This window comes from Salinadaptatus halalkaliphilus (assembly GCF_006543045.1).
GTDB lineage: Archaea > Halobacteriota > Halobacteria > Halobacteriales > Natrialbaceae > Salinadaptatus > Salinadaptatus halalkaliphilus.
The window spans coordinates 34273-56364 of sequence record NZ_RBZW01000016.1 but is presented as its reverse complement, the minus strand read 5'-3'; the positions used below and the strand labels follow the sequence as shown (position 1 = coordinate 56364).

Annotated in this window: 23 protein-coding genes and 1 pseudogene; 14 read left to right on the top strand and 10 right to left on the bottom strand. The window is 63.7% G+C overall.

Features of this window, described 5'->3' with window-relative positions:
• Positions 1-30 precede the first annotated feature (30 nt).
• The 3 genes from D8Y22_RS05900 (at position 31) to D8Y22_RS05890 (ending at position 1343) form a co-directional block, all read left to right on the top strand.
• Positions 31-543 (top strand): hypothetical protein, encoded by a 513-nt coding sequence (locus D8Y22_RS05900; protein WP_141463783.1) that lies wholly within the window; start codon positions 31-33, stop codon positions 541-543.
• 110 nt (positions 544-653) lie between these two features.
• The gene (locus D8Y22_RS05895) at positions 654-1109 is read left to right on the top strand and encodes a universal stress protein (RefSeq protein WP_394348192.1); all 456 of its coding nucleotides are present in this window, start codon (positions 654-656) and stop codon (positions 1107-1109) included.
• Between the two features lie 6 nt (positions 1110-1115).
• Complete coding sequence (locus D8Y22_RS05890) at positions 1116-1343, top strand: zinc-ribbon domain-containing protein (protein WP_141463781.1); 228 nt, start codon at positions 1116-1118, stop codon at positions 1341-1343.
• A 9-nt stretch (positions 1344-1352) separates the two neighbouring features.
• On the opposite strand, the gene D8Y22_RS05885 is transcribed toward D8Y22_RS05890, so the two are convergent.
• Positions 1353-2561 (bottom strand): inorganic phosphate transporter, encoded by a 1209-nt coding sequence (locus tag D8Y22_RS05885; protein ID WP_141463780.1) that lies wholly within the window; start codon positions 2559-2561, stop codon positions 1353-1355.
• Between the two features lie 134 nt (positions 2562-2695).
• Here D8Y22_RS05885 and D8Y22_RS05880 point away from each other — a divergent pair, with 134 nt between their 5' ends.
• A complete protein-coding gene (locus tag D8Y22_RS05880) occupies positions 2696-2938 on the top strand; it encodes a ferredoxin (RefSeq protein ID WP_141463779.1) in 243 nt (80 codons plus the stop codon).
• A gap of 25 nt (positions 2939-2963) precedes the next feature.
• On the opposite strand, the gene D8Y22_RS05875 is transcribed toward D8Y22_RS05880, so the two are convergent.
• A complete protein-coding gene (locus D8Y22_RS05875) occupies positions 2964-3620 on the bottom strand; it encodes a helix-turn-helix domain-containing protein (RefSeq protein WP_141463778.1) in 657 nt (218 codons plus the stop codon).
• A gap of 80 nt (positions 3621-3700) precedes the next feature.
• Between D8Y22_RS05875 and D8Y22_RS05870 the strand changes: the two genes are divergently transcribed.
• On the top strand, positions 3701-5119 hold the full coding sequence (locus D8Y22_RS05870; RefSeq protein ID WP_141463777.1) for a cytochrome P450: 1419 nt from the start codon (positions 3701-3703) through the stop codon (positions 5117-5119).
• A 46-nt stretch (positions 5120-5165) separates the two neighbouring features.
• On the opposite strand, the gene mdh is transcribed toward D8Y22_RS05870, so the two are convergent.
• Positions 5166-6080 (bottom strand): malate dehydrogenase, encoded by a 915-nt coding sequence (gene mdh, locus D8Y22_RS05865; RefSeq protein ID WP_141463776.1) that lies wholly within the window; start codon positions 6078-6080, stop codon positions 5166-5168.
• Positions 6081-6334: 254 nt separating this feature from the next.
• Here mdh and D8Y22_RS05860 point away from each other — a divergent pair, with 254 nt between their 5' ends.
• The 3 genes and pseudogenes from D8Y22_RS05860 to D8Y22_RS05850 all read left to right on the top strand — a co-directional run bounded on the left by D8Y22_RS05860 (position 6335) and on the right by D8Y22_RS05850 (position 8750).
• Positions 6335-7642: an RNA-guided endonuclease InsQ/TnpB family protein gene (locus D8Y22_RS05860; protein ID WP_141463775.1), complete on the top strand. Its 1308-nt coding sequence runs from the start codon at positions 6335-6337 to the stop codon at positions 7640-7642.
• Between the two features lie 149 nt (positions 7643-7791).
• Positions 7792-7929 (top strand): annotated as a pseudogene (locus tag D8Y22_RS05855) (SLOG cluster 4 domain-containing protein); the annotation flags it as partial.
• A 110-nt stretch (positions 7930-8039) separates the two neighbouring features.
• Positions 8040-8750, top strand: a complete 711-nt coding sequence (locus D8Y22_RS05850; RefSeq protein WP_141463774.1) for an Sjogren's syndrome/scleroderma autoantigen 1 family protein — start codon at positions 8040-8042, stop codon at positions 8748-8750.
• Between the two features lie 30 nt (positions 8751-8780).
• Here D8Y22_RS05850 and D8Y22_RS05845 read toward each other — a convergent pair whose 3' ends face one another.
• The 3 genes from D8Y22_RS05845 to D8Y22_RS05835 all read right to left on the bottom strand — a co-directional run bounded on the left by D8Y22_RS05845 (position 8781) and on the right by D8Y22_RS05835 (position 13609).
• Positions 8781-9218, bottom strand: a complete 438-nt coding sequence (locus D8Y22_RS05845) for a thiol-disulfide oxidoreductase DCC family protein (RefSeq protein WP_141463773.1) — start codon at positions 9216-9218, stop codon at positions 8781-8783.
• A 72-nt stretch (positions 9219-9290) separates the two neighbouring features.
• Entirely contained in the window at positions 9291-10883 is a 1593-nt protein-coding gene (locus D8Y22_RS05840; RefSeq protein WP_141463772.1) for an HTTM domain-containing protein, read from the bottom strand.
• A gap of 263 nt (positions 10884-11146) precedes the next feature.
• Positions 11147-13609, bottom strand: a complete 2463-nt coding sequence (locus D8Y22_RS05835) for a DEAD/DEAH box helicase (RefSeq protein WP_141463771.1) — start codon at positions 13607-13609, stop codon at positions 11147-11149.
• 134 nt (positions 13610-13743) lie between these two features.
• Between D8Y22_RS05835 and D8Y22_RS05830 the strand changes: the two genes are divergently transcribed.
• The 3 genes from D8Y22_RS05830 (at position 13744) to D8Y22_RS05820 (ending at position 15327) form a co-directional block, all read left to right on the top strand.
• On the top strand, positions 13744-14337 hold the full coding sequence (locus D8Y22_RS05830; protein WP_141463770.1) for a flavin reductase family protein: 594 nt from the start codon (positions 13744-13746) through the stop codon (positions 14335-14337).
• Between the two features lie 103 nt (positions 14338-14440).
• A complete protein-coding gene (locus D8Y22_RS05825; protein ID WP_141463887.1) occupies positions 14441-14734 on the top strand; it encodes a transcriptional regulator in 294 nt (97 codons plus the stop codon).
• Between the two features lie 92 nt (positions 14735-14826).
• The gene (locus tag D8Y22_RS05820; protein ID WP_141463769.1) at positions 14827-15327 is read left to right on the top strand and encodes a TspO/MBR family protein; all 501 of its coding nucleotides are present in this window, start codon (positions 14827-14829) and stop codon (positions 15325-15327) included.
• 93 nt (positions 15328-15420) lie between these two features.
• On the opposite strand, the gene glyS is transcribed toward D8Y22_RS05820, so the two are convergent.
• Both glyS and D8Y22_RS05810 read right to left on the bottom strand, forming a co-directional pair.
• Positions 15421-17214, bottom strand: a complete 1794-nt coding sequence (glyS, locus tag D8Y22_RS05815) for a glycine--tRNA ligase (protein ID WP_141463768.1) — start codon at positions 17212-17214, stop codon at positions 15421-15423.
• Positions 17207-18058, bottom strand: coding sequence for a CBS domain-containing protein (locus D8Y22_RS05810; protein WP_141463767.1), 852 nt, complete (start codon positions 18056-18058; stop codon positions 17207-17209). The genes glyS and D8Y22_RS05810 overlap by 8 nt, the downstream gene beginning before the upstream one ends.
• 124 nt (positions 18059-18182) lie before the next feature.
• On the opposite strand from D8Y22_RS05810, the gene D8Y22_RS22255 reads away from it, so the two are divergent.
• From D8Y22_RS22255 to D8Y22_RS05800, 3 genes are all read left to right on the top strand, one after another.
• Positions 18183-18350 (top strand): DUF7556 family protein, encoded by a 168-nt coding sequence (locus D8Y22_RS22255; RefSeq protein WP_174811778.1) that lies wholly within the window; start codon positions 18183-18185, stop codon positions 18348-18350.
• A gap of 48 nt (positions 18351-18398) precedes the next feature.
• Entirely contained in the window at positions 18399-18902 is a 504-nt protein-coding gene (locus tag D8Y22_RS05805) for a hypothetical protein (protein WP_141463766.1), read from the top strand.
• An 88-nt stretch (positions 18903-18990) separates the two neighbouring features.
• Positions 18991-19497, top strand: coding sequence for a hypothetical protein (locus D8Y22_RS05800; RefSeq protein WP_141463765.1), 507 nt, complete (start codon positions 18991-18993; stop codon positions 19495-19497).
• A gap of 15 nt (positions 19498-19512) precedes the next feature.
• Here the strand turns inward: D8Y22_RS05800 and D8Y22_RS05795 are convergent, their stop codons facing one another.
• Entirely contained in the window at positions 19513-20871 is a 1359-nt protein-coding gene (locus tag D8Y22_RS05795) for an ABC transporter ATP-binding protein (protein ID WP_141463764.1), read from the bottom strand.
• On the bottom strand, positions 20864-22087 hold the full coding sequence (locus tag D8Y22_RS05790) for an ABC transporter ATP-binding protein (protein WP_141463763.1): 1224 nt from the start codon (positions 22085-22087) through the stop codon (positions 20864-20866). The genes D8Y22_RS05795 and D8Y22_RS05790 overlap by 8 nt, the downstream gene beginning before the upstream one ends.
• Positions 22088-22092: the final 5 nt, after the last annotated feature.

Below are 22092 nucleotides of genomic sequence, written 5' to 3'. Positions count from 1 at the left end.
TTTTTGTCGGTGCAGCGACAGCGATCAGGTATGATTTCGCGCCGCCTCGCAGCCCTCCTGACTCTCACCCTCCTGGCCGTCTCGCTCGTCGGGTTGACCGACGTTCCCGGCGATCCAGCCCCCGAGCTGACGGTCGAAAGCGAGGACGACGACACCTACTACGTGAGCGCCTACACCGTCGCGGATGCGGACGCTGCCGGCTATCTCAACTTCGAAGTGACGACCGCCGACGGTGACCGGCGGCTGGTGACGCTCGCCGATCTCGTCTGGCCGCGCGGTCACCAGAACGTCAGGCTCGTCGACGACGTCGGTCACCAGGAGATCGTCGTCGAGCCCGACGAAACCGTCACGACCACGCTCGAGAACTGGGAACACGGCGAGATGACGATCTACGTCGTCGAACGCGGCGCGGATCGGACCCACGAATCGACGCGGACGATCGACTGCGGGAATCGCGGACAGGAACACCGGATTACGCTCGAGGACGGCGGCGGTGGCGGCGGTCACACCTGCGCGAGCGACTTCGGTTGGGTCCTGGGGTAAGGCGCCAGAGTGTCCCCTCGCCAATCGTCCCGTCGTCGAAACGAAACCGCCGACCGATAGCGATTCCGCAACCACTACACATCGACACGACGGAACGCGGCGACAGACCAATGAGGGTCCCGGTCGAACACGGCCGTATGGCCGATCCCGCCCACGTCCTCGTTCCGACGCTCGGCCGTCCGCGCGAGGAGGAGGCTCTCTCCTACGCTCTCGAGACGTTTCCCGACGCGGACGTGACCGTTCTCGCCGTCGTAACGCCACTCGATGCACCGCTCAGCGAGGGGGGAATCCTCGAGCGCGAGGACGAACGCACCGAGGCGGCCCGCGAGCGCGTGGCGGGGCTCCTCGAGTCGGTCGGAGATGCCCAACAGCGCGCTCGAGTCGCGGTCGTCGACGGCCGGCCCGGGAACGAGATTCCACGGTACGCGAGCGAGGCGGATGTCGACCACGTCGTCATGCACGGTCACGGAACCACCTCGAGCGGGTTCGTCGGACGGTTGCTCGGTCGCGGAGTCGCGACGACCGTCGTCGACCGAACTGCGCGTCCGGTGACGGTACTCGAGTGACGACGAATGAAGCCAGCCTATTTTTGCAGTCGGTGCACGGAAGAGATTCCGCGAGACGCCGAGGCATGTCCCCACTGTGGCTACGACCCGCAGTCGATCGCCTGGCGAGTTGGTGTCGGTCTACTGATATTCGGCGGGGCACTCGCAGTCGTCTCCCCGCCTATCGGCATCTTCGGTGTCTTCGTCGGCATCGTCGCCGTCGGCGGTAGTTATCTCGTGTCGCCCGCGGAGTAATATTTCGCCTCACCCGCCAAGCGCCAGCGCGAGCAGTTGGTAGAACCCGTAGCCGACGGCGATCGAACTGCCGAGCGTAAACAGCCAGAAGGAGACGGTAAACGCGATTTTGCGCCGAGAGACGCCGGCCGAACCCGCGGCCAGACCGCCGCCGATGACTCCCGAGAGGATGATATTGTTGAGCGAGATCGGAATGCCGAGCGCGATCGCTAGTTGCGCGATGATGAACCCGGGAACCAGCGCCGCGATCGACCGCCGGACCCCCAACTGCGCGTACTCCCTCGAGGTCGCCTGCAGCAGCCGCGGCGAGGCCATCCAGGCGCCGGCTAGGATACCGACCGCACCCAGCGCGAGCAACGCGATGGCCGGCAGCCCGAGTTCGACACGAAAGAGGTGCTCGAGGGGGCCGGTCGCGAGTCCGACCTGCGACCCTCCCGAGGAGAAGGCGACGATCCCACCGAGGACGAGCAGGAACGATCGGATGCCGTCCTCGACGGAGACGAGGACCCGTCGTCGCACCCAGTAGAACGCGAGTCCGCCGGCGACGAGCGTCACGAGCACGACGCCGAGGGAGATATCCGCCACGAGCGTCGGTCCGCCGCCGAACTGGGAGGCGAGAAAACGAGCGAGTGTACCCTGATCGGCGACCGGATCCGGCACGACGCCGAGTCGGACGTTCGCGACGATTGCGCCGACGATACCCGCAAGGAGGGGAACGCCGACCGATTCGGGGATATCGTCGCGACGCAGCGTGACGGCTGTCGCGTAGGCCAGCCCGCCGGACATAAACGGTACGAGAATCCAGAACGTGCCGAGACGCTGGTAGGTCGCCATCGCGGGATCGCCGCCAAGCGAGAGTCCGACGCCGACCATCGCGCCGGTCGTCGCAAACGCCGCGGGGATCGGATAGCGGGTGTAGATGCCGACCGCCATGAACGTCGCCGCCGTCAACAGCCCCGCGGTCGCCGCAAGCGGGGTGATCGTGACGCCGTCGATCAGATCCGCGCCGATGGTCTCCGAGATGCTTCCGCCCTGCATCAGTGCGCCGGCAGCGGCCAGCAGTCCGATGACGAACGCAGCCTGCATCGTCGAAATCGCGTTCGCACCGATGGCAGGCGCAAACGGCGGCGAGTTACTGTTTGCACCGAGCACCCACGCCATGAACAGACAGGTGACGATAGCAGTCCCGACCAGAAGCGCGAACGACAGTGCAACCATTCCGTTCGTCGTCGTTTCACGGGCGTTCAAAAAAACGTTCCTTCGTATCTGCCCCGAAATCCACGTCCCACCCTCGCACCCGCGCTCGAGCCCGCCCCGTCAGTGCTTTAGCCCCATCGACCCAACGGCCGCGTATGCGAGTCGAATACGACGAGGACACCTGTATCGGGATGTTCCAGTGTGTCGCCGAGTGGGACGCCTTCACGGAGGACAAATCGAAAGGGAAAGCAGTGCTCGAGGACAGCGAGGAGAGCGAAGACGGCGTTTTCGCCCGTGAGGTACCAGACGATGCGGAACTCGACGCGAAGTTCGCCGCCCGGACGTGTCCCGTCGACGCGATCACGATTTACGACGACGACGAGCAGATTATTCCCTGAGATCGATTCGATAGACCGGTCGTCGCTACCGGCCTAACGCCGCGTCCACCAGTTCCGATTCGACCGTCCGCAACAGCGTCGAGGCCGCACTCTCGGAACACTCGAGAGTCGCCCCAACCTCGGCCAGCGACGCCGAGCGCGGCACGTCGTAGTATCCCAGTTCTCGAGCGGTCGCCATCGCCTCGAACTGACGGGCCGTCAGTCGCCCCGCGAGCGTCTCGGCGCGGTGCTGGTGGTCGCTTACCCGCTCGACCTCGACGCCGACATCTTCGGGGAATCGCTCGAGCAGCCCCGCCAGTGCGTCGGATTCACCGAGGACGGTAACGTGAACGCGCTCGCGACCGGTGTAGACGATCGGCGGCACGATCACCAGACCGGGATCGTCGAACGCCGCCATCAGGGTCGCATCAGCACCGCGGACATCCATCACGGCGTAGGCGTAGAACGTGTCCTTGTCGATCGGCGTGAGATCGAACCGGTGGACGACCTCGAGATCGAGCGCCGTCGCTTCGATCGCCTCGCGGTCACCGACGATCAGCGAGAGGAATCGAACGCGGTCAGTCTTGGAGTCGACGTGCCAGGAGAGCAGTTCCTCGCGCTGGAACTCGAGTGCCGAATCCGGACGGGGGATGGGCAGTTGCATCCGGTCCGGTAAGCGCAGCGTTAGATCCGTCGATTGCATAGTACACCGTCACGTTTCAATATAAAGAAGTTCACCAATTCGGGAACACGCCGACATTAGTGGCTGCCGTTCTCCCAGCTATGACCGAGACACACTCACCGCAGTCCGAGGAGCAGTCGACGACGACCGACCGCTCGAGCGCAGACCTGCCCCCGGGACCACGAGGGCTGCCGCTGCTGGGGAACACGCTCTCGATCGGCCGCGATCCGCTCGGATTCGTCGAGTCCGCCAGGGCCTACGGCGACGTCGTCTCCTACGAGGCCTACGGCGACGATGCCGCGCTCCTGTTCGACCCGCATGCAGTCGAGACGGTGCTCGTCTCGCGGGCCGACGAGGTCAGAAAGGGGGAGTTCGAGACCGACTTTGGCGAACTCGTCGCACCCGAAGGCGTCGCCTTCACCGAAGGCGAACAGTGGCGACGGCAGCGACAGTTGCTCCAGTCGTCGTTCACGCCGGATCGCGTCTACGGTTACGCCGACGAGATGGTCGCAGAAGTGATACCCCTCCTCGAGGAGTTAGATGACGGTGAAACCGTCGCACTCCGAGACGCGATGGCGACGTACACCCTCCGCGTGCTCACCCGCACGCTGTTCGATCTCCCGCTCGAGGACGAGGGCGCCGAAACCGTCAGGCGAACGGTGACTGCTATCCAGACGTATGCGTCGCCACGACGGCTAGCGATCGGCTCACTACTGCCGTCCTGGTTTCCCGATCGTGTCGAACGCGAGTACGAGGCGTCGATGGCGGCACTCGAGGCCCTCGTCGACGATCTGGTGGCGAGACGACGCGAGACGGACGCGAGCGGCGACGATCTGCTCTCCGTACTCGCAGGCGCACAGTATCCCGACGGCGCTCGGCCCTCTCCCGACGAAGTTCGAGACCAGCTCGTCACCTTTCTCTTCGCCGGCCACGAGACGACCGCGATGGCACTGGCGGTCGCGTGCTGGCTCGTCGCTGGCAGGCCTGACGTACGAGCCGAACTCGATCGGGAACTCGAGGCGGTTTGTGACGACGGTGATCCCGGACTCGACGATCTCGATGATCTGGTCTATACGGAGGCCGTCGTCAGGGAGACGATGCGACTCTATCCGCCGATTACGGGCGTTTATCGAGAACCCGAGACAGAGATGGTCCTGTCCGGGTATCGCGTCCCGGCCGGGACGACGCTGCAGCTGTCGGTCTACGGCATCCAGCGCGACGACCGTTGGTGGGACGAGCCCGAGACGTTTCGACCCGAACGCTGGCTCGCAGACGGCGACAGCTCGAGCGGCGAGCGAACGCTCGAGTCGGCTCCAGACAGACCCGAATACGCCTATTTTCCCTTCGGCGGCGGGCCGCGACACTGCCTGGGGATGCGATTCGCGATGCTCGAGTTGCAACTCGCACTCGCGACGATCGTCCGCCACGTCGAGTTCGACCGCGTCACTGACTCGCTCGAGCCGTCGCTGGGTGTGACGCTCGATCCGGGGCCGCTCGAGGTTCGCGTTCGACAGCGGTAGCTGTCGACACTGACCGCTACCGGCTGTAAAACGGGTCGGAAGCTGCTTACGAGATCTTGTCGTACTGATCCGAGAGCTTCTCGGCGGCCTCGCCGAGCTGGTTGCGCTCGAACTCGGTCAGATCCCACTCGACGATCTCCTCGACGCCGTTGGAACCGAGTTTGACGGGAACGCCGAAAGCGGTGTCCTCGTGGCCGAACTCGCCCTCGAGTGTGACGCTTGCGGGCAGCACTTCGCCGGTATCGCGGATGATGGCTTCGACCATGTGGCCGACGCCGGTGGCTGGCCCCCACTCGGTGGCGCCTTTCTTTTCGATGACGTTCATTGCGGAGGTCTGGAGTTCTTCGAGGAGTTCTTCCTTCTCCTCGTCGTCGAACTCGAGGTCCTGGCCGTCGACGCGGACCTTCGAGAAGACGGGGACCTGCGCGTCGCCGTGCTCGCCGAGGATCGTCGCTTCGACGTTCTGGACGGGCGCGTCGAAGCGTTCGGAGATGACGTATCGGAAGCGAGCGGAGTCGAGTCGGCCGCCGAAGCCGATCACTTGCTCGCGTGCACGATCGCCTGCTTCGTAGAGGTGGCGGTTGAGCAGGTCGACGGGGTTCGAGGTGGTGACGGTGATGAAGTCGTCGTTGTACTCCGCCAGCGAGGAGCCGATGTCCTCCATGATCGGTGCGTTATCACCGGCCAGATCGATGCGAGTCTGGCCCGGCTGGCGCGGAATGCCGGCGGTGATGACGACGACATCCGATCCTTCCGTTGCCGAGTAGTCCCCCTGCCGAATCGTCGTGTTCGAGTCGTAGGCTGCGCCGTGGTTGGCGTCTGCAGCCTGCCCGATCGTGGTATCTTCCTGATCCGGGATGTCCACGAAGACGAGTTCGTCCGCGATGTCACGAAGCGCGATGTTGTAGCCTGCGGCGGCCCCGACCGTTCCGGCCGCGCCGACCACGCTAACTTTCGTCATACCACGTAAAACTGCGCCTGCCCGTGCGTTAAATCCGTCGGAATTAGAACGAACGCCGGGCAGTGACGATGGTTGATACGGCAGATGTCGATATCGTATCGGCCTATGAACAATGTTCTTTCGTTATGGATTAACTGTTGCAGGCTAAGTCCCCGTCCTCAAGGAGCGACCGCAGGGAGTGAGTAGGGCGGGGATACAGCCGTCACTTAGTCTAACCAAAACATTCAAATACAGACATTTACAACGTGAAAATAGTGGTCGAAGAAGCGTTCAAATACGCTGCCGAGCCCAAGGACACTTCGACTGCCGAGAGTGCATGGCACTCGATTCAAACCTGCCGAGAAGTATACAACCACGCACTCACACAAGAGTACAAACCCGCTCCTGAGTACGACAAACCCTCCTACACTACGATGCAGAACAAGCTCCCACAGTGGAAGCGTGAGTGGACTGAGTGGAGCGACGTGTACTCGAAGTGCCTCCAGATGGCTGTACGCCGAATCAAGAACGGTGAAAGCATCCTCGAATCGCTCGAAGAACGCGGCTTCGACGTTGGTGAACTCAAGTGGAAAGCACCGCGAGACTACCGTAGCATCACGTACAACCAGTCTGGCTTTGACGTGGATAGTAACACGGGCCGGACTAACCACGCTACGGTCAAACTCTCGAAGATCGGCACGTTCCACCTGAATTTTCACCGACCACTGCCAGATGACGCGACTATCAAGGAAGTCATCCTGAAGAAGCAGAAAACAGGTGACTGGACAGTCAGTATCATGGTCGAATACGATGCTGACTATCCCGAGAAACCCGCCGTCGAAGACATCGACATAAAAGACACCGTCGGTATTGACCTCGGTATCACGAAGTTCATCCACGATTCTGACGGGCGGGCGTTTGCACCGTTAGATGAGACTGGAGACCGTGAACGCATCGAGACACGACATCAAGCTGTGTCTCGCAAGGAACGCGAGTCAAACAATTGGAATAAGGCTCGCCAACGCTTGGCAAGAGCATACGAGCGATTATCGAACAAGCGCCTAGCGTATCGAGAAGCTCTTGCCAACGCATACACGCAACGATACGACGCTGTGTTCCTCGAAGACTTGAACGTCGGTAGTATGATGCAACAGAACGGGAACAGTCGGAATGTCGCGTCGATGTCGTGGTACGAGACGCTGAAAACGTTCGAACGTTTCGGCGACAAAAACGGTTGTCACGTCTTGCTTGTCCCACCCGAGGGAACGACGAAGCGATGTGTGCAGTGTGGTGTGGAGACTGAGAAGCCGTTGTGGGTTCGAGAGCATTCGTGCCCATCATGTGGGTTTGAGACTGATAGGGACCAGAACGCTGCGTTAGAGGTACAGCGTCTCGGAGTGCTTGAACTGGGAGTGGGTGAAGACAAGTCGGGAGTAGGTCAGGAACTGGCCGAATCAACGCCTGCTGAGACTGGAACCTCTGCAGGGCTACTTCGTCGGGAAGTAGTGCCTGCAAGTGCCGTCGTTGACACAGGAACCCCCATCTGCTCACGGGCGCGAAGCGCCCGTTCGCATGGTCCGTGAGACCGTCGGTCTCACGCTATCCTCAAGGAACGAGCGGCGATAGCCGCGAGTGAGTAGGGTGGGGTAGTTCACAAGTGGCCATTCGTCGAAATCGATCGCCGATTCGACGGCCAGGACGACCGAATCGATCATAGTGATGCGAACCGCTGGCTCGAGGATACACGGTCGTCTGTGGGAGTCGGGGCGCCACGATGGAAGCCGTCTGCCGGGGCGCGAAAGCCGAAGGCGGGGAGACGATCGGCATTTTCCCCAGCGACCGTCGCGAGCAGGCAACCAACGCCGTCGACGCCGTCGAACGGGCACTCGAGTGACGGTCACGAGTTCGATTCCGACGATCGTCTGCAGCAGGCGAATCGGTGTCGTAGCCTTTTCGACGCAGAACCTCCTCTAGACGAGTATGAGTGACTTCGACAAGGAAGCCGAACGCGAGAAGCTTCGGGAGAAGTACGAACGCGACCAGGCCGAACGGCAGGCGACCCAGCGGATGAGCGATCTTCTGCTCAAGGGGGCGACGATGACCAACTCCCACTGTGGCACGTGCGGCGACCCGCTCTTTCAGCAGGACGGGACGACGTTCTGTCCGAGCTGTCACGGCAACCCTGACGCCGTCTCGGGGACCGACCTCGAGGCCCAGCCCGCCGCCGACGAACGCGACGAGGGGGCGTCTACGGACGATGTGAACGAATCACAGCCAGCAGAGTCGGCCGATACGCAACCGACGCAGTCGGCCGATGCCCGGCGGCCGGCAGACGACGGTGCCCAAGCGCCGGACCCACGGTCGCGACAGACCGGGGCGACGACCGACGCCGAAGACGCGGTCAGAGGGGAGTCGCGAGCGGGTGAACAGCCGTCGACCACGAGTCAAATCCCGGATGCCGCCGCTTCGTCGAACCCACAGCGCGACGACCGATCGCCGGAGCGATCGACGGATCGACGACAACGACAGCCGACGGCGGGCGATACCGACACTGGGGATGCCCGGCAGTCGCTCGAGCAGGCCCTCGAACACTTCGCGGCCGAAGCCGCGGCGGCCGACGATCCGCGGTACGCGAAAGCGTGTCTCGAGGCTGCCCGCGAAGCCAGCGAGACGTTGAACACGCTCCGGTAGCCAGGGCCACCATCGAGCGAAAATCGGGGCTTAGTCCAGAAACCGTGACTGGACGTCCTCGCTTGGCATCATACACTGGTCTTTCTGGCCGAAAATCCGATACCGGTTAGCGGCGACGATGTCGTACCCCCAGTCGCGGAGCCGGCGCGGAAGATAGGCGAGCGGACGGGCGAGCGCGTAGATACCGCCGAGAATACTCGCGATACGGACGACGGCCGCCGACTTGACGTAGATGTCGTCGCCCTCGATCAGGACGATCGAGTCCAGGCCGTGGCGCTCGAGGTCGTGGCGCTCGAGTAACTGGTCGCCGATGTCCGATTGCAGGGAGGCGAAGTGAAAGCGACCCTCGGGGTCTCGCGGGATCAAAAACTGGACGAAGCCGGTACAGAGGTTACAGACGCCGTCGAAGAGGACGATCGGTTCGTCGGCCGGCACGTCCGCGTCGGTGTCCGAGCGTTCCTGTGCCATTCGGGTGACGAAGAGTAGGGCTGGGACCGAATTCAGCGTTCCGGTCGCGGTCGGTTGGTGCTCGAGGCGGCGCTACCTTTCGGGCGGCTGAATTGTCTCGGGTTCGGAATCGTCACAACTGTACTGGTACAACTCCGAGATTCGGGTGTCGCGCTCGTCTCGTTCGGTGATGGTATCCATCGTGACATCTTCGGAGACCATGTACATGTTCAGCTGCGTGAGTTCGACGTCGTGTTCCTCGGCCCAGGTGGTACAGTAGTACTCGGCCAGTTCGGTGTGGATGCCGTCGCTATCGCCGTCGGTACCTCGCCGGACGCTGTTCATGAAAAACCGTTCGCGATAGGTGTCGTACTGCAGCTGTAGCTCGTCGCCGGGGCGATCGTAGGTCAACGGCCGCTCGTTGTAGACATCGATGCGATCGCCCGCCGCGGTTTCGGCCGCGAACACATAGTATCGATCCGTCGTCCTGGGGATCGGTGCGAAGACCGTCCAGGCCGGCTGGTCAGCGTTGACGATCGATTTGGTATCGTCGATCCCGTCCTGGATTCGGTCGTCCTCGTCGACGATTCCCCCGACGGGTGTGTGTAACAACACAAGAACCGTCACGAGCGAGAGTGCAACGACGCCGAGCGAGACGCTGTACACCGCCGACCGAGCGCGGTCGACGGTCTCGTTGTCGATCGTCAACTCGGGGACGCCAGCCGCGTACCGCTCGAGAACGTCGCCGCGCTCGAGGAGACGCCGGTAGTCGACCCCGACGTAGTCGAGAACGGTCTTGCCGTCCGCCCAGACCTGGGCCTGCATAAAGAGGACGAGCCCGGCGATCGCGACGTAGGCGAACGCGCCGATGCGGACGGTAATGGCGAAGGAGGCGTGGGCGACCATGAACATCCCGGCCAGAAGCATTCGCTTGCGACCGATCAGGACGATGAGCAGCCACGAGAGTATTAGCATGGCAAACCAGGTGAAGCCGCCGATCTGGAGGAGTGTGGGGAACTGGCGCATCGTTCCGGCCAGCAGGAACGTCATGTCGTCCAGCCCCATCACCATCGCCGCGGCTTCGCCGCTCTCCCAGATGTCGACGCCCAGTTTGTGGTAGCCGTTGTGAAAGTACATGTAGACGATCTGGAAGAGAATCAGCGCGGAGGCGACGCCCGCGATAGAGCCTCGTGGCTCGCGATTGGCGTGGACGGCATCGATCGACCACCGTTCGCCAAGCGGGAGGAAGATCGCCCAGAACAACAACAGCCGAAAGAGGACGTCCGCGTAGCTCGTGACCGCCGGATTGTGGTAATCCAGCGAGATGACGAACAGGAAGGTAAGGATCGTCGCGATTCGGGTCTTGTACCCGAGGAGAAGCTGTATCGCGACGAGTCCGTGGAGGACGAACAACGCGGCGATCAGCGTCGGATCGGCGGTGAGATAGAAGAACGAAAACGCCGGATCCGGCGTCATCTCCATCGCGAGCGACTGTGGCATCAGTCCGTCGTCGGTGTAGTAAAAGCTGAAGTTACGACTCCGGAGGAAGAGATCGGCGAGTGCGAGCAGCCCGACGAGTATTCGAAAGACGGCCAGCGACCGGGTATCGATCCGTACCGAATCCGCAGCGTTTCGTCGCAGCCGCGTCCAGAGTCGATGTTGGTCGACGGAAAAATCGGGCGTCATCGATCGTCTCGTGGGGCCGGGGTCGCGATCATTGGAGGTCTGTGCGCCCACGCTCACAGACCGACTCGAGCGATCGGCGATCGACGACGGTCGGGCGCCGAACAGTGTCGAATCGCGTTCGACAAGGGCCGAGCGTCCTGCAGGCGTGGCGATGCGCTATGGTATCTTCTGGATACTCTCGAGTGCCATTATAAGTATTTTCTGCTCGCGCGACCGACCCGAAATCGATACTGTCCGCCGATCGCCCGCGTCAGGAGGTGCGATCAGCCAGTATACTCGCTGCCGATTACCTCCCGCATTCGCTCGGCGGTGACCGAACCGACGCCGTCTGCGTCCTGTAACTCCGACTCGCTGGCGATCATCACCGCCTCGACGGTGCCAAACTCCTCGAGGAGCGAGCGAGCGGTGACGGGACCGATTTCGGCGATGGCGGAGACGACGTACTCCTGCTGTTCGGCGAGCGTTTTGGCGCCTTTCTCGCCGTGAACCGAGACCTCGCGGTCGGCCGTCGACTGCTCGCGACCGGCGATCACCGCGAGCAGTTCGGTCGTCTCGGCCTCACCGGCGGTCTGGAGCAGGCTCGCGTCGAAATCGACGGCCAGACTCGAGAGTGCACCCCTGATCGCGTTCGGGTGGACGTCGCGCTGTTCGTACAGGCCGTCGCCCTCGACGATCACGAGCGGCCGGGAGTAGTGTCTGGCCATCGTGGCGACCTGCTCGAACAGCGATCGATCGCCGTCCAACAGCGAGTCGACGAAGTCCGCAACGGATTTTCGCTCGACGACCACGCGATCCGACAGGACGTAGTCGCCCACCTCGAGCGTCTCGAGGCGGATCTCGATCTCCTCGCGTTTCGAGAGGTCCCGGGCGATGGTCGCGTCCATCTCCCGTTGGTCGGCGACGATTTCGACGGTCTCGCCCTCGGCGGACGGCTCGTGGGTCTCGACGGCGTCGTCGGTTTCGTCCCCGTCTGCGGAGGGTGGTTCACCGGTATCGTCGTCGCTCGTGTTCGACTTCTGTGGGCCGAAATCCTGGAGTCCCGGCTGTGAGCGATCCCCTTCGCTTCCACTCGAGAAGTCGCCGACTGCGTCGGGGTCGGCAGCGTCGTCGTTCACTTTCGCTCCGGTCTCGTCGTCGAAGTCGGTCAGGGCCTGCTGGGAGTCGTCGAGTTCGTGTTCGATGTCGTCGGCCATCCCCTTGAGCTCGCGCAGCTCCGACTCCATCTCCTTCTCGCGCCGTCTCGAGATCCAGAAGTAGGCCTCGTCGCGGGTGTCTTCGGCCATGAGGACGACGACGCGGCCGTCCGATTGGCGACCGGTACGGCCCTTGCGCTGGATCGACCGGATCGCCGTCGGCACGGGTTCGTAGAACAGCACCAGATCGACCTCGGGGACGTCAAGCCCTTCCTCGGCGACCGACGTCGAGACCAGCACCTCGAACTCGCCGGCCCGGAAGTCGTTCAGCACGTCCTGCTGTTCGGTCTGGGTCATGCCGTCCGACCCCTCGCGGTCGCCCTGGCCGACGAAGCGTTTCGCGTCGAAGCTCTCCGAGAGGAAATCGGTCAGTGCCTCCGCCGTGTCGCGGGACTCGGTGAAGACGATCACCCGTTCGCCGTCCTCTAAGCCGAGCGTCTCAGCCAGCAGCATACGCGTCTTGCGGTACTTGGGGTGGAGTTCGTCGAAGTCCTCGGCGCGTCGCATCGCCTCGCGGACGCGGGGGTCCGAGACCAGTCGCTGGCTCGCCTTCGACGCTCCCGACGACCTGGCCTGGTTGCGCTGGCGTTCGAAGTACCGATTCAGCGCCTCGACGCTCTGGGTTTCGACGAGCGTGACGGCCTGGCGGAGCTTCATCACCTCCGCGTGGATCGACATCCCCTCGAACCCCTCCGACTGGTCGTTGTCGATCAGTCGCTGGAGTTCCGCACGCATCTTGTTCAGGTCTTTCTGGGACTGGTCGGGCTGGGTCGAAGCCGCGATACCCAGCTCTTTCAACTTCTCGAGGCGGTCCGTGACGACCTCGTTTAGGGCGTCCCGAATCTCGAGGACCGCCTCGGGGAGATCGATGCGCTCCCACTCGAGGTCGGTCTCGTGGGTAAACTCCGAGACGTCGGCGTCCTCCTCGGTCATCACCTCGACGTCCTGGATGCCGAGGTTGGCACAGACCTCGAGGATGGCTTCCTCGTCGCCGCCGGGCGAGGCGGACATCCCCGTCACGAGCGGCTGGTCGGCGTCGGCGTGGTAGCGCTCGGCGATGTAGTTGTAGGCGTAGTCGCCGGTCGCGCGGTGGCACTCGTCGACGGTCAGGTGGGTGACGTCGGCGAGTGAGATTCGGCTCCCGACGAGGTCGTTTTCGATCACTTGCGGGGTCGCCATGACGATGGTCGCCTCGGCCCACGTCTCGGCGCGGTCGTCCGGGCTCACGTCGCCAGTGAAGACGACGATCTCCTCGTCAGGAAGCTGGAGGGCCTCCCGGTAGAATTCGGCGTGTTGCTGGACGAGGGGTTTCGTCGGCGCGAGCATCAGCGCCGTGCCGCCGATCTCCTCGAGTCGCCGGGCAGTGACAAGCAGGCTGACGGTGGTCTTGCCGAGACCGGTGGGGAGACAGACGAGCGTGTGATCGTTGGCGGCCGTCCCCGCGAGTTGCAGCTGGTAGAGTCGCCGCTCGAGAAAGTCCGGCTCGAGCAGCGGATGATCGATCGACGGCACCGACTCGTCCGTCCGTGACATTGACGGGAATTCTTCGCCGGCGTGAATAAGGGTTCCCGTACCGCGGCGGAAGTGAAGCGTCGATGCGGATCGCCAGCGGTCGATCAGAAGCCGTCTCGACAACACATATCACGGTCGGGGCGAAAACACGGGTGATGCCTGCCTACGATATCGACGCATTGGAAACAAGGGAGCGCGATCGAATCGTCAAATCCGCTGTCACCCCTCGGCCGATCGCCTGGATCTCGACGACGAGTCCGGACGGCGTCGACAACCTCGCACCCTTCAGCAGCTACAACTACGTCTCCTCGGCCGAACCGGTCGTCATCTTCAACACGCCCGACGCGGAAGGCGACGATCAGAAGGATACGCCCCGAAACGCCCTCGAGACCGAGGAGTTCGCGGTCAACGTCGTCACCGAACCGCTGGCCGAGCCGATGGACGCGACCGCAGCGGACATAGAGTCCGAAGAGAGCGAGTTCGACTTCGCCGAGGTCGCACGCGCCGACTGCGAACAGATCGCACCACCCCGCGTGGCCGACGCCGTCGTGACCATGGAGTGTTCGCTCTACGACTCCATGCAGGTCAAGGATCGACTGGCGATTCTCGGTGAAGTCGAGTACGTCCACGTCGACGACAGCGTGCTGACCGACGGCGAGATCGACTCGCGGAAAGTCGATACCGTCGGCCGACTCGGGGGGCCCTACTACACCGTCTCGGACCGACTCGAGTTCGAGCGGCAGTTCTAGCCGGCTTCGGCGTCTGCTATGCGGGCTACGGCACCGCGGCGTACATGTACCTCGCGTCCGAAACCGACGACGAGTGACGATGGACGCGAGCTCGGACGACGGCCTGGAGTTCGACAAACTCGTCCACCAGCCGACGCGACTGCAACTGTTCGCGTACCTCTATCGCCACGGCGAGACGTCGTTCAGCGACCTCGCTGACGATCTGGACGTGACCGAAGGGAACCTCTCGAGTCACCTCCAGCGGATCGAAGACGCCGACGCCGTCCGCGTCGAAAAGGAGTTCGTCGACCGGAAGCCTCGGACGAGCTACGAGCTGACCGAAACCGGCCGCGAGAAGTTCGAAGAACACGTCGGCACGCTCGAGGCGCTTATCGACGGCCTCGACAACGGGGGGTAGACAGTACTCGGGACCGCATCTCGAGCGTACGAACGACGAGCACCAGTATTCGCCACCACGAATACCAAGCCCCGCAAGCACGTCGTCGACGTATGGCACTCGACACAGCGTCTCGCAAACGACCCGACTGGGACGAGCTACTGCAACTGGTCGGCTTCGTCCTCCTCGTCACCATCGTCGGCAGCGTTCCGGGCGTCCTCTCGAGCCCGGAGTCGGCCTGGTTCCAGGCGCTCGAGAAACCGTGGTTCTATCCGCCGACGATCGCGTTTCCGATCGTCTGGACGGCGCTGTTTATCTTGCTGGGCGTCGCGCTCTGGTTGCTCTGGCGCAGCGACGCGCCGGGCCGACGACTCGCGCTCGGGCTGTTCGTCCTCCAGATGGCCGTCAACGTCGCCTGGACACCGACGTTTTTCGCGCTCGAAATGCCCTTGGCCGCGCTGGGGATCATCCTCACACTCTGGGTGTTCATCGTCGCGATGATGGCGGCCGCCCGCCGCGTCGACTGGCGGGCGGCGGCGCTGTTCGTGCCGTATCTCGCCTGGGTGACGTTCGCGGCGGTGCTCAATTTCGAAATCTGGCAGCTAAACGCGTAGGGTATCGGCTATTGTCGGACTGCACTATCGTCGTCAGCGCGAGGCCGGCAGATGATCGCCCCGTCGTCGGAAACATCGCAATCGGCGAGCCAGTTACAGGTCCTCGAAGGCGAGGTCGCCGGTCCGAATCGCGGCCAGCGTCTCCGCGAGTTCGTCGATCGGGAGGCGTTTCTGGGACGTCGTATCCCGTTCGCGGACGGTGACCGTCGTCTCCGGATTCTCTATGGTCTCGTAATCGACGGTCACGCAAAACGGCGTGCCGACCTCGTCCTGACGACGGTAGCGCCGACCGATGTTACCCGAGTCGTCCTCGGTTACCGAGAGGCCGGCCTCGCGCAGGTCGGCGACGATCTCGTCGGCCGTCGCCTCGAGTTCGGCGTCGTTTTGCAGCGGGAAGACGCCGACGAAAGTGGGTGCGACTTCGGGCTCGAGGTCCAGATACGTCCGTTCCTCGCCGTCGACTTCGTCCTCGCGGTAGGCGTGGTGGAGAACGGTGTAGACGAGCCGATCGACGCCGAAGGAGGGTTCGACGACGTGGGGCGTGACGTGCTCGCCGGCGATGGTCTCTTCTTCGACCGCGAAGCCGGTTTTCTCGAGGGGGATCTCGTGGGTTTCGCCCTCGAGGTCGATCGTGACCGTCTCGCCATCGAAGGCATCGCGATCGCGAGCCGCGAGCGCCTCGAGTTCGTCGACGATGGCCTGGGCTGCGCCGCCGAACTCCGGCCCCAGATAACTCATGTCGGGATCGACGGTTGCACGTTCGACGGTTTGTGGCTCGTCGTACTGTTTGAAGACGGTAAAGCGGTCGCCGGAGTGGTCGCCGTGTTTCGAGAGGTCGTAGTCGCCCCGATAGGCGAAGCCGGCCATCTCGATCCAGTTCCCATCGATTTCGCTTTCCGCGTCCCAGCAGTCCGCGGCGTAGTGAGCGCGCTCGCCAGCGAGGTGCTGGCGGAATCGGAACCGGTCCATATCGACGCCGACCGACTCGTACCACGGCTTGGCGACGCCGAGGAAGTACGCGACCCACTCGTCGCCGATGATGCCCTCGGCGACAGCCTCGCCGATCGTCGTCTCGATCTCCGAGCCGTCTTCTGCGTTCTGCTCACTGGCTGGGTAGAGGGTCACCGCGACGTCTGCGACGCTCTCGAGGTCGGGCTCGTCCTCCTCGGGATCGACGAAGTACTCGAGTTCGGCCTGGGTGAACTCGCGGGTTCGAATAATGGATCGGCGAGGGCTGATCTCGTTTCGATACGCACGGCCGATCTGCGTGACGCCGAAGGGAAGCTGATTGCGTGCGTACTCCTTGAGCCGCGGGAATTCGACGAAGATCCCCTGGGCCGTCTCGGGGCGTAGATAGCCGGGGTCGGCGTCGCCGGGGCCGATGTTCGTATCGAACATGAGGTTGAAATTCTCGACGGCGACATCGGCGAGTCCGGCACCGCACTCGGGACAGACGAGTTCGTACTCGGCGATGACCTCCTCGACCTCGGGGATCGGAAGACTTTCGGCGTCCTCGTAGTCGGTGTTGTCCTCGACGAGGTGGTCCGCGCGACTGGAGGTGCCACAGTCGGGACACTCGATCAGCATGTCGTCGAAGCCGTCTAGGTGGCCCGAGGCCTCGAAGACGGGTTCGGGCATGATCGTCGGCGCGTCGATCTCCATGTTGCCTTCGGCGACGGCAAAGCGGTCGCGCCAGGCGTCCTCGACGTTGCCCTTCAGCGCCGCGCCCTGTGGGCCGAAGGTGTAGAAACCGCCGACGCCGCCGTAGGCGCCCGAGGACTGGAAGAAGTAGCCCCGGCGCTTGGCGAGTTCGACGAGCTTCCCGCTGGTCGGCTCGCTCGTCTCGTCTGTCGACTCCGTCGCTGCCGACTGTCCGTCCTCACTCATAGAGGGCCTCCAGCAGATCGATGTCCCGGACGATACCGACGAGCTGTTCGCCAGTCACCATCGGAATCTGTTCGATGTCGTTGCTGATGAGCTGCTGGGCGGCATCTTGTACCGCGGTCTGGGCCGAGACCGTCACGACGTCGTCGCTCATGAACTCCCGAACCGGACCGTTCGGAAGTTCGATGTCCCGCGTCGGGAGATAGCGACTGCCGACGCCTTTGATCCCCTCCCAGGACCACTCGGAGTCCTGGTCCGGGAAGTTGTCGCCCGTCTCCTCTTCGCCCTCGACGATGCGGGCGACATCGATGATGTCGACTTCCGTCAGCACACCGCTCATCTCGCCGGACGCGTCGAGTGCAACGGTGTAGGGAACGTTCGCGTAGGAGAGTCCGCGCTCGGCGGCCGGCAACGGGGCGCCCTCGTAGGTCGTGTTGACGTTCTCGCTGGCGTAGTCGCCGACGGTCCCCTCGGCATCTTGATCGCCCGTCGCGATGGCGTGGACGATGTCCGTGATCGTCACGATTCCCTCGAACTCGCCGTCGACGACGGGGACGCGACGGCCGTCCTCCTCGACCATCGTCCGTGCGACGTCGGGGAGCGAGGTCTCTCGCGTCGTCGTGGGTACGTCATCCATCAGCATGACCAGTTGGTCCTCGTCAGGCTGTTCGATCAGGACATCCCGCGAGACGAGGCCGCGGTACTCCGGTCCGTTGTCGGTCTGCTTGACGACTGGCACCGAAGAGAACGATCGCTCTTGTAGGTACTCGAGGACGTCCGACCGGGTGCCCGGCAGGTCGACGGTCACCACGTCCTCGCGGGGCGTCATCGCGTCGGCTACGTTCATATCCCCTCTGTAGGGCAAAAATGCGTATAAACCCAGTGTTTCGATGCCCGGCTACCGCCGATCGGTTCCCAAACCGGACAATCAATCCGACGAGTTTATATGAGAGTGAGTGTCAGTCACATACATGGCGACGAACCCCCACGCCATGGCGGAGACCGACACGATCGTCGGCTCGATCGACTCGAGTAGTGCGAGCGACGGCGACGAGTACGTCATCGCGGATATTACAGCCGACGGCGCATGGCTCTCGATGGAGGCTGACGACGCGCCGACGCTGCCAGCGTGGCGATAATCAGGGGTGGGGAAGGGTACTTTTGGCTGCAGGCGCGAATTGCTGTCGATGGTCGGTCCCGGCCACCGACAGCGACCGAGTGCGGACGACCCGAGTGACGACCTCGAGGCGTCCCGGACGACCGTCGCGACGCTGCTGTCCGCGCTCGTTCCACTCACGGTCGCTCGACGAGCGATCGCCGTGTCGGTCGAGACGGCACGGGACCGCTACGATCGCGGCGAGTCCGTCGACATCGCCGTCGAGTTCCGAAATCGACTCCCGATTGGCGTCGACGTCCCGACACCCCGGCAGCGTCGCTGGGGCTGGCGCGTCGACGGCGAACTCGAGGCCAGCGACGAACGCCGGTATGTTCCCGAGCGGCCGGCGACCTTTTCGTTCGACGGCGGAGAGCGAAAGCGGACGACCGTCACCTGGTCCGGCCGGTTCGAACGGACCGGCGATCCCCACGAGTTCGTCGTCCCCGACCCCGGCGAGTACGAGATCAGCGCGTTCGTCGCGACCGGGCCGGCAGGCTACCAACCCAGCGATTCGACGACGATCCGACTCGAATAACGCCTGCCGACCGCGAACCGATCGTCCGTCCCGACCGCCAACTGCGGTAACCGACAGCCGTTTTGCCCTGTGTGTCGTAGTGGCACACATGTCCCTCGAGCGCGTGTTCGACCGCCTCTCCGATCCCGGTTCGCACTCGTTTCCCGACTACGGACTGCCGCGGGGCGATCCCGTCATGCCGATCGCCGTCACGCGCGAGGAGCTATCGACGGTGCTCGCGCTCTACGAAACGTTCCAGGCGGTCGATCCGACCGGACTCGAGGCGAACCCGCTGCTCGCGGCCACTCGTGACTACATGGAACGGACGTTCGGCGTGCCCCACTACCGTCCGGACGAACAGCTAGCGGACGATATCGAGACGATGCTGACGACCGTCTCGAACGAACTCGGGAGCCGCTCGATGGGTGTCGTCGACGCGACGCCGGCCCACCACCGGACGCTGTACTTCTTTCTCGTGAACTGTCGGGGCTACCATGTGGCGCCCCACGTTCGCTTCGATCCGGACCCTGCCGCGGTCGAGACGCTCTATGACTTCTACCAGCGGGTTACCGAACAGGACGTCTATCTCAAGAACCCGGCGTCGGTACTCGAGTGAACGCGGGGCGTCTCGTCACCGATGCAGGTGACAGGCTGCGTAGTGTGGCGCCGTTCCGTACTCGGCCTCGAGTTCGTAGGCCGGGCGCTCCCGTGCACAGATGCTCTGCTGGGCGAAGGACTCGAGCAACAGATCGGTCGCTTCTGTCCAGCCGTCGGCCGACTCCGGGGCCGTTTCGTCCGGTCGCCGGCGCTCGGCCGGCAGTACGTCGATCGCCTCCGCGACGATCTCGCCGGCCTCGCCACGCGGGAGGTCACCGTCGAAGAACTCCCGGCGGATCCTCTCCGCTGGCATGGGCTCGAACGTTCGTCGCTTGACCGCGCGCATGAACGATCGCGTCTGTGCCCACTTCTCGTCGGTCAGATCGTAGTTCTCGGGGGCGATCAGTTTCGGACACCGCGTCCGGAACCGACAGCCCGAGGGCGGGTCGACCGGACTCGGTACTTCGCCCTCGAGGACGCCGCGTGCGCCTTTCTTTCGCGGGTCCGGCACCGGAATGGACTCGAGCAGCGCCTCGGTGTAGGGATGTTGTGGGTTCTCGAACAGTTCCTCCTTGTCGGCGAGTTCGACGATATTGCCCAGATACATCACCGCGACGCGATCGGAGATGTGGCGGATGACCGAGAGGTCGTGGGCGATAAAGAGGTAGGTGAGCCCGAACTCCTCCTGGAGTTGTTCCATCGTGTTCAGTACCTGGGCCTGGATGGAGACATCCAGCGCCGAGACGGGCTCGTCACAGACGATGAAGTCGGGGTCGACCGACAGCGCTCGTGCGAGGTTGACCCGCTGGCGCTGCCCGCCCGAGAAGGCGTGGGGATGGCGATTGTAGTGGTGGGGATCGAGCCCGACCTTCTCGAGGAGCATCTTCGCGCGCTGTTCGCGACCCCCGGCGTCTAACATGCCGTGGGCGCGCATCGGCTCTTCGACGATCTGGCCGATCTTCAGCCGAGGATCGAGCGATGACTGTGGGTCCTGAAAGATCATCTGCATCTCCGAGCGCTTGTCCCGGAGCTCACCGCCCTCGATGTCGGCCAGATCCTCGCCCTTGAAGTAGATGCTGCCATCTGTCGGCTCGAGCAGCCGGAGGATCGTCCGCCCGAGCGTGCTCTTGCCACAGCCGGATTCGCCGACGAGGCCGAGGGTTTCCCCACGTCGGATCTCGAAACTGACGTCGTCGACGGCTTTGACGCGTTCCTGTTCGGTATCGATCGGCGGGAACCGATCGAAATCGAGCGAGACGCCGGCGAAGAAGCCCGACCCCTGGGTGAAATACTTGCTGAGCCCGTCGACCTCGAGGACGGTCTCGTCGCTCGCGGTCGGTTCGGTCGCGCCCGTCTCGCTGGCCGCCGACTCGGTGTGAGTGCGTTCACTCATGGGTCTCACCTCGGTCGTCGCTGCGTGTTCCATCGGTCGGTTCGCCGCCGTCTTCGATCACGCTGTCCTTGAGGTCGGTCGCTCCGTCCTCGCCGCCGGGACCGCCCGTCGACCTCCCACCGGCGGGGACGCCGGCCGTTTCCTGTGTCGCCGTCTCGAGGGGCGGGCTCTCGTCGTAGCCGGCGTCGAAGACGTCGTGTTTGAGACAGGCCGCGCGGTGTGGATGGCCGTCGGCGTGGGCGACCTCCCTGGCATCAGGGTGGACGCGCTGACAGACCTCCCTGGCCTCGGGACAGCGCGGGTGGAACCGACAGCCCGAGGGCGGGTTGATGGCTTCGGGCATCACGCCCTCGATCGGCTCGAGTTCGCCGACGGTGCGGTCAGGGCGGGGCATCGAGTTCAGCAGCGCGGTGGTGTAGGGGTGTTTCGTGTCGTGAAAGAGTTCGTCGACCGGCGCCTGTTCGACGATCTCGCCGAGGTACATGACGTTGACACGGTCACAGATTTCGGCGACGACGCCCATGTCGTGGGTGACCCAGAGGAAGCTCGTGTCGTACTTGTCCTGTAGCTCGTCGACCAGCTCGAGGATCTGGCCCTCGACGGTGACGTCGAGTGCGGTCGTCGGCTCGTCGGCGATGATCAGGCTGGGTTCGCAGGCCAGTGCCATCGCGATCAACACCCGCTGGCGCATCCCGCCGGAGAACTGGTGGGGATACTCCCCGTAGCGCTGCTCGGGATCGGGGATGCCGACCTCCCGGAGCATCCGGATCGCCTCCTCCTTGGCGGCGTCTTTCGGCAGGTCGCGGTTGAGTTCGATGAACTCGCGTAACTGGCCCCCGATCGTGAACACGGGATTGAGCGACTCCATCGGATCCTGGAAGATGACCGCGATCTCGTTGCCCCGGATCTGTGTTCTGATCTCCTCGTTCGAGAGCATGTCCTCGCGCTCGCGAAGCTCGCCGTCGGGGCCCTCCTCGAGACCGAAGATGGTCTCGCCCTTGTAGGTTATCTCGCCGGCGACGATCTCGCCGGGGTCCTCGATCAGTCGTAACAGGCTCATCGAGGCGACGCTCTTGCCGGCGCCGCTCTCGCCGACGAGGCCGACGATCTCGCCTTCCCGTACTTCGAAGGAGATGCCGTCGACGGCGCGGACGGTGCCGGCGTCCGTGAAAAATTGCGTTTTCAGATTCTCGACGCGGAGGAGTGGGTCAGTCATGTGTA

What these genes read in the sequence shown, in the direction of transcription:
- D8Y22_RS05900 (WP_141463783.1), top strand. Translation starts at nt 31, where the DNA reads ATGATTTCGCGCCGCCTCGCAGCCCTCCTGACTCTCACCCTCCTGGCC.
- D8Y22_RS05895 (WP_394348192.1), top strand. Translation starts at nt 654, where the DNA reads ATGAGGGTCCCGGTCGAACACGGCCGTATGGCCGATCCCGCCCACGTC.
- D8Y22_RS05890 (WP_141463781.1), top strand. Translation starts at nt 1,116, where the DNA reads ATGAAGCCAGCCTATTTTTGCAGTCGGTGCACGGAAGAGATTCCGCGA.
- D8Y22_RS05885 (WP_141463780.1), bottom strand. Translation starts at nt 2,561, where the DNA reads ATGGTTGCACTGTCGTTCGCGCTTCTGGTCGGGACTGCTATCGTCACC.
- D8Y22_RS05880 (WP_141463779.1), top strand. Translation starts at nt 2,696, where the DNA reads ATGCGAGTCGAATACGACGAGGACACCTGTATCGGGATGTTCCAGTGT.
- D8Y22_RS05875 (WP_141463778.1), bottom strand. Translation starts at nt 3,620, where the DNA reads ATGCAATCGACGGATCTAACGCTGCGCTTACCGGACCGGATGCAACTG.
- D8Y22_RS05870 (WP_141463777.1), top strand. Translation starts at nt 3,701, where the DNA reads ATGACCGAGACACACTCACCGCAGTCCGAGGAGCAGTCGACGACGACC.
- mdh (WP_141463776.1), bottom strand. Translation starts at nt 6,080, where the DNA reads ATGACGAAAGTTAGCGTGGTCGGCGCGGCCGGAACGGTCGGGGCCGCC.
- D8Y22_RS05850 (WP_141463774.1), top strand. Translation starts at nt 8,040, where the DNA reads ATGAGTGACTTCGACAAGGAAGCCGAACGCGAGAAGCTTCGGGAGAAG.
- D8Y22_RS05845 (WP_141463773.1), bottom strand. Translation starts at nt 9,218, where the DNA reads ATGGCACAGGAACGCTCGGACACCGACGCGGACGTGCCGGCCGACGAA.
- D8Y22_RS05840 (WP_141463772.1), bottom strand. Translation starts at nt 10,883, where the DNA reads ATGACGCCCGATTTTTCCGTCGACCAACATCGACTCTGGACGCGGCTG.
- D8Y22_RS05835 (WP_141463771.1), bottom strand. Translation starts at nt 13,609, where the DNA reads ATGTCACGGACGGACGAGTCGGTGCCGTCGATCGATCATCCGCTGCTC.
- D8Y22_RS05830 (WP_141463770.1), top strand. Translation starts at nt 13,744, where the DNA reads ATGCCTGCCTACGATATCGACGCATTGGAAACAAGGGAGCGCGATCGA.
- D8Y22_RS05820 (WP_141463769.1), top strand. Translation starts at nt 14,827, where the DNA reads ATGGCACTCGACACAGCGTCTCGCAAACGACCCGACTGGGACGAGCTA.
- glyS (WP_141463768.1), bottom strand. Translation starts at nt 17,214, where the DNA reads ATGAGTGAGGACGGACAGTCGGCAGCGACGGAGTCGACAGACGAGACG.
- D8Y22_RS05810 (WP_141463767.1), bottom strand. Translation starts at nt 18,058, where the DNA reads ATGAACGTAGCCGACGCGATGACGCCCCGCGAGGACGTGGTGACCGTC.
- D8Y22_RS22255 (WP_174811778.1), top strand. Translation starts at nt 18,183, where the DNA reads ATGGCGACGAACCCCCACGCCATGGCGGAGACCGACACGATCGTCGGC.
- D8Y22_RS05805 (WP_141463766.1), top strand. Translation starts at nt 18,399, where the DNA reads ATGGTCGGTCCCGGCCACCGACAGCGACCGAGTGCGGACGACCCGAGT.
- D8Y22_RS05800 (WP_141463765.1), top strand. Translation starts at nt 18,991, where the DNA reads ATGTCCCTCGAGCGCGTGTTCGACCGCCTCTCCGATCCCGGTTCGCAC.
- D8Y22_RS05795 (WP_141463764.1), bottom strand. Translation starts at nt 20,871, where the DNA reads ATGAGTGAACGCACTCACACCGAGTCGGCGGCCAGCGAGACGGGCGCG.
- D8Y22_RS05790 (WP_141463763.1), bottom strand. Translation starts at nt 22,087, where the DNA reads ATGACTGACCCACTCCTCCGCGTCGAGAATCTGAAAACGCAATTTTTC.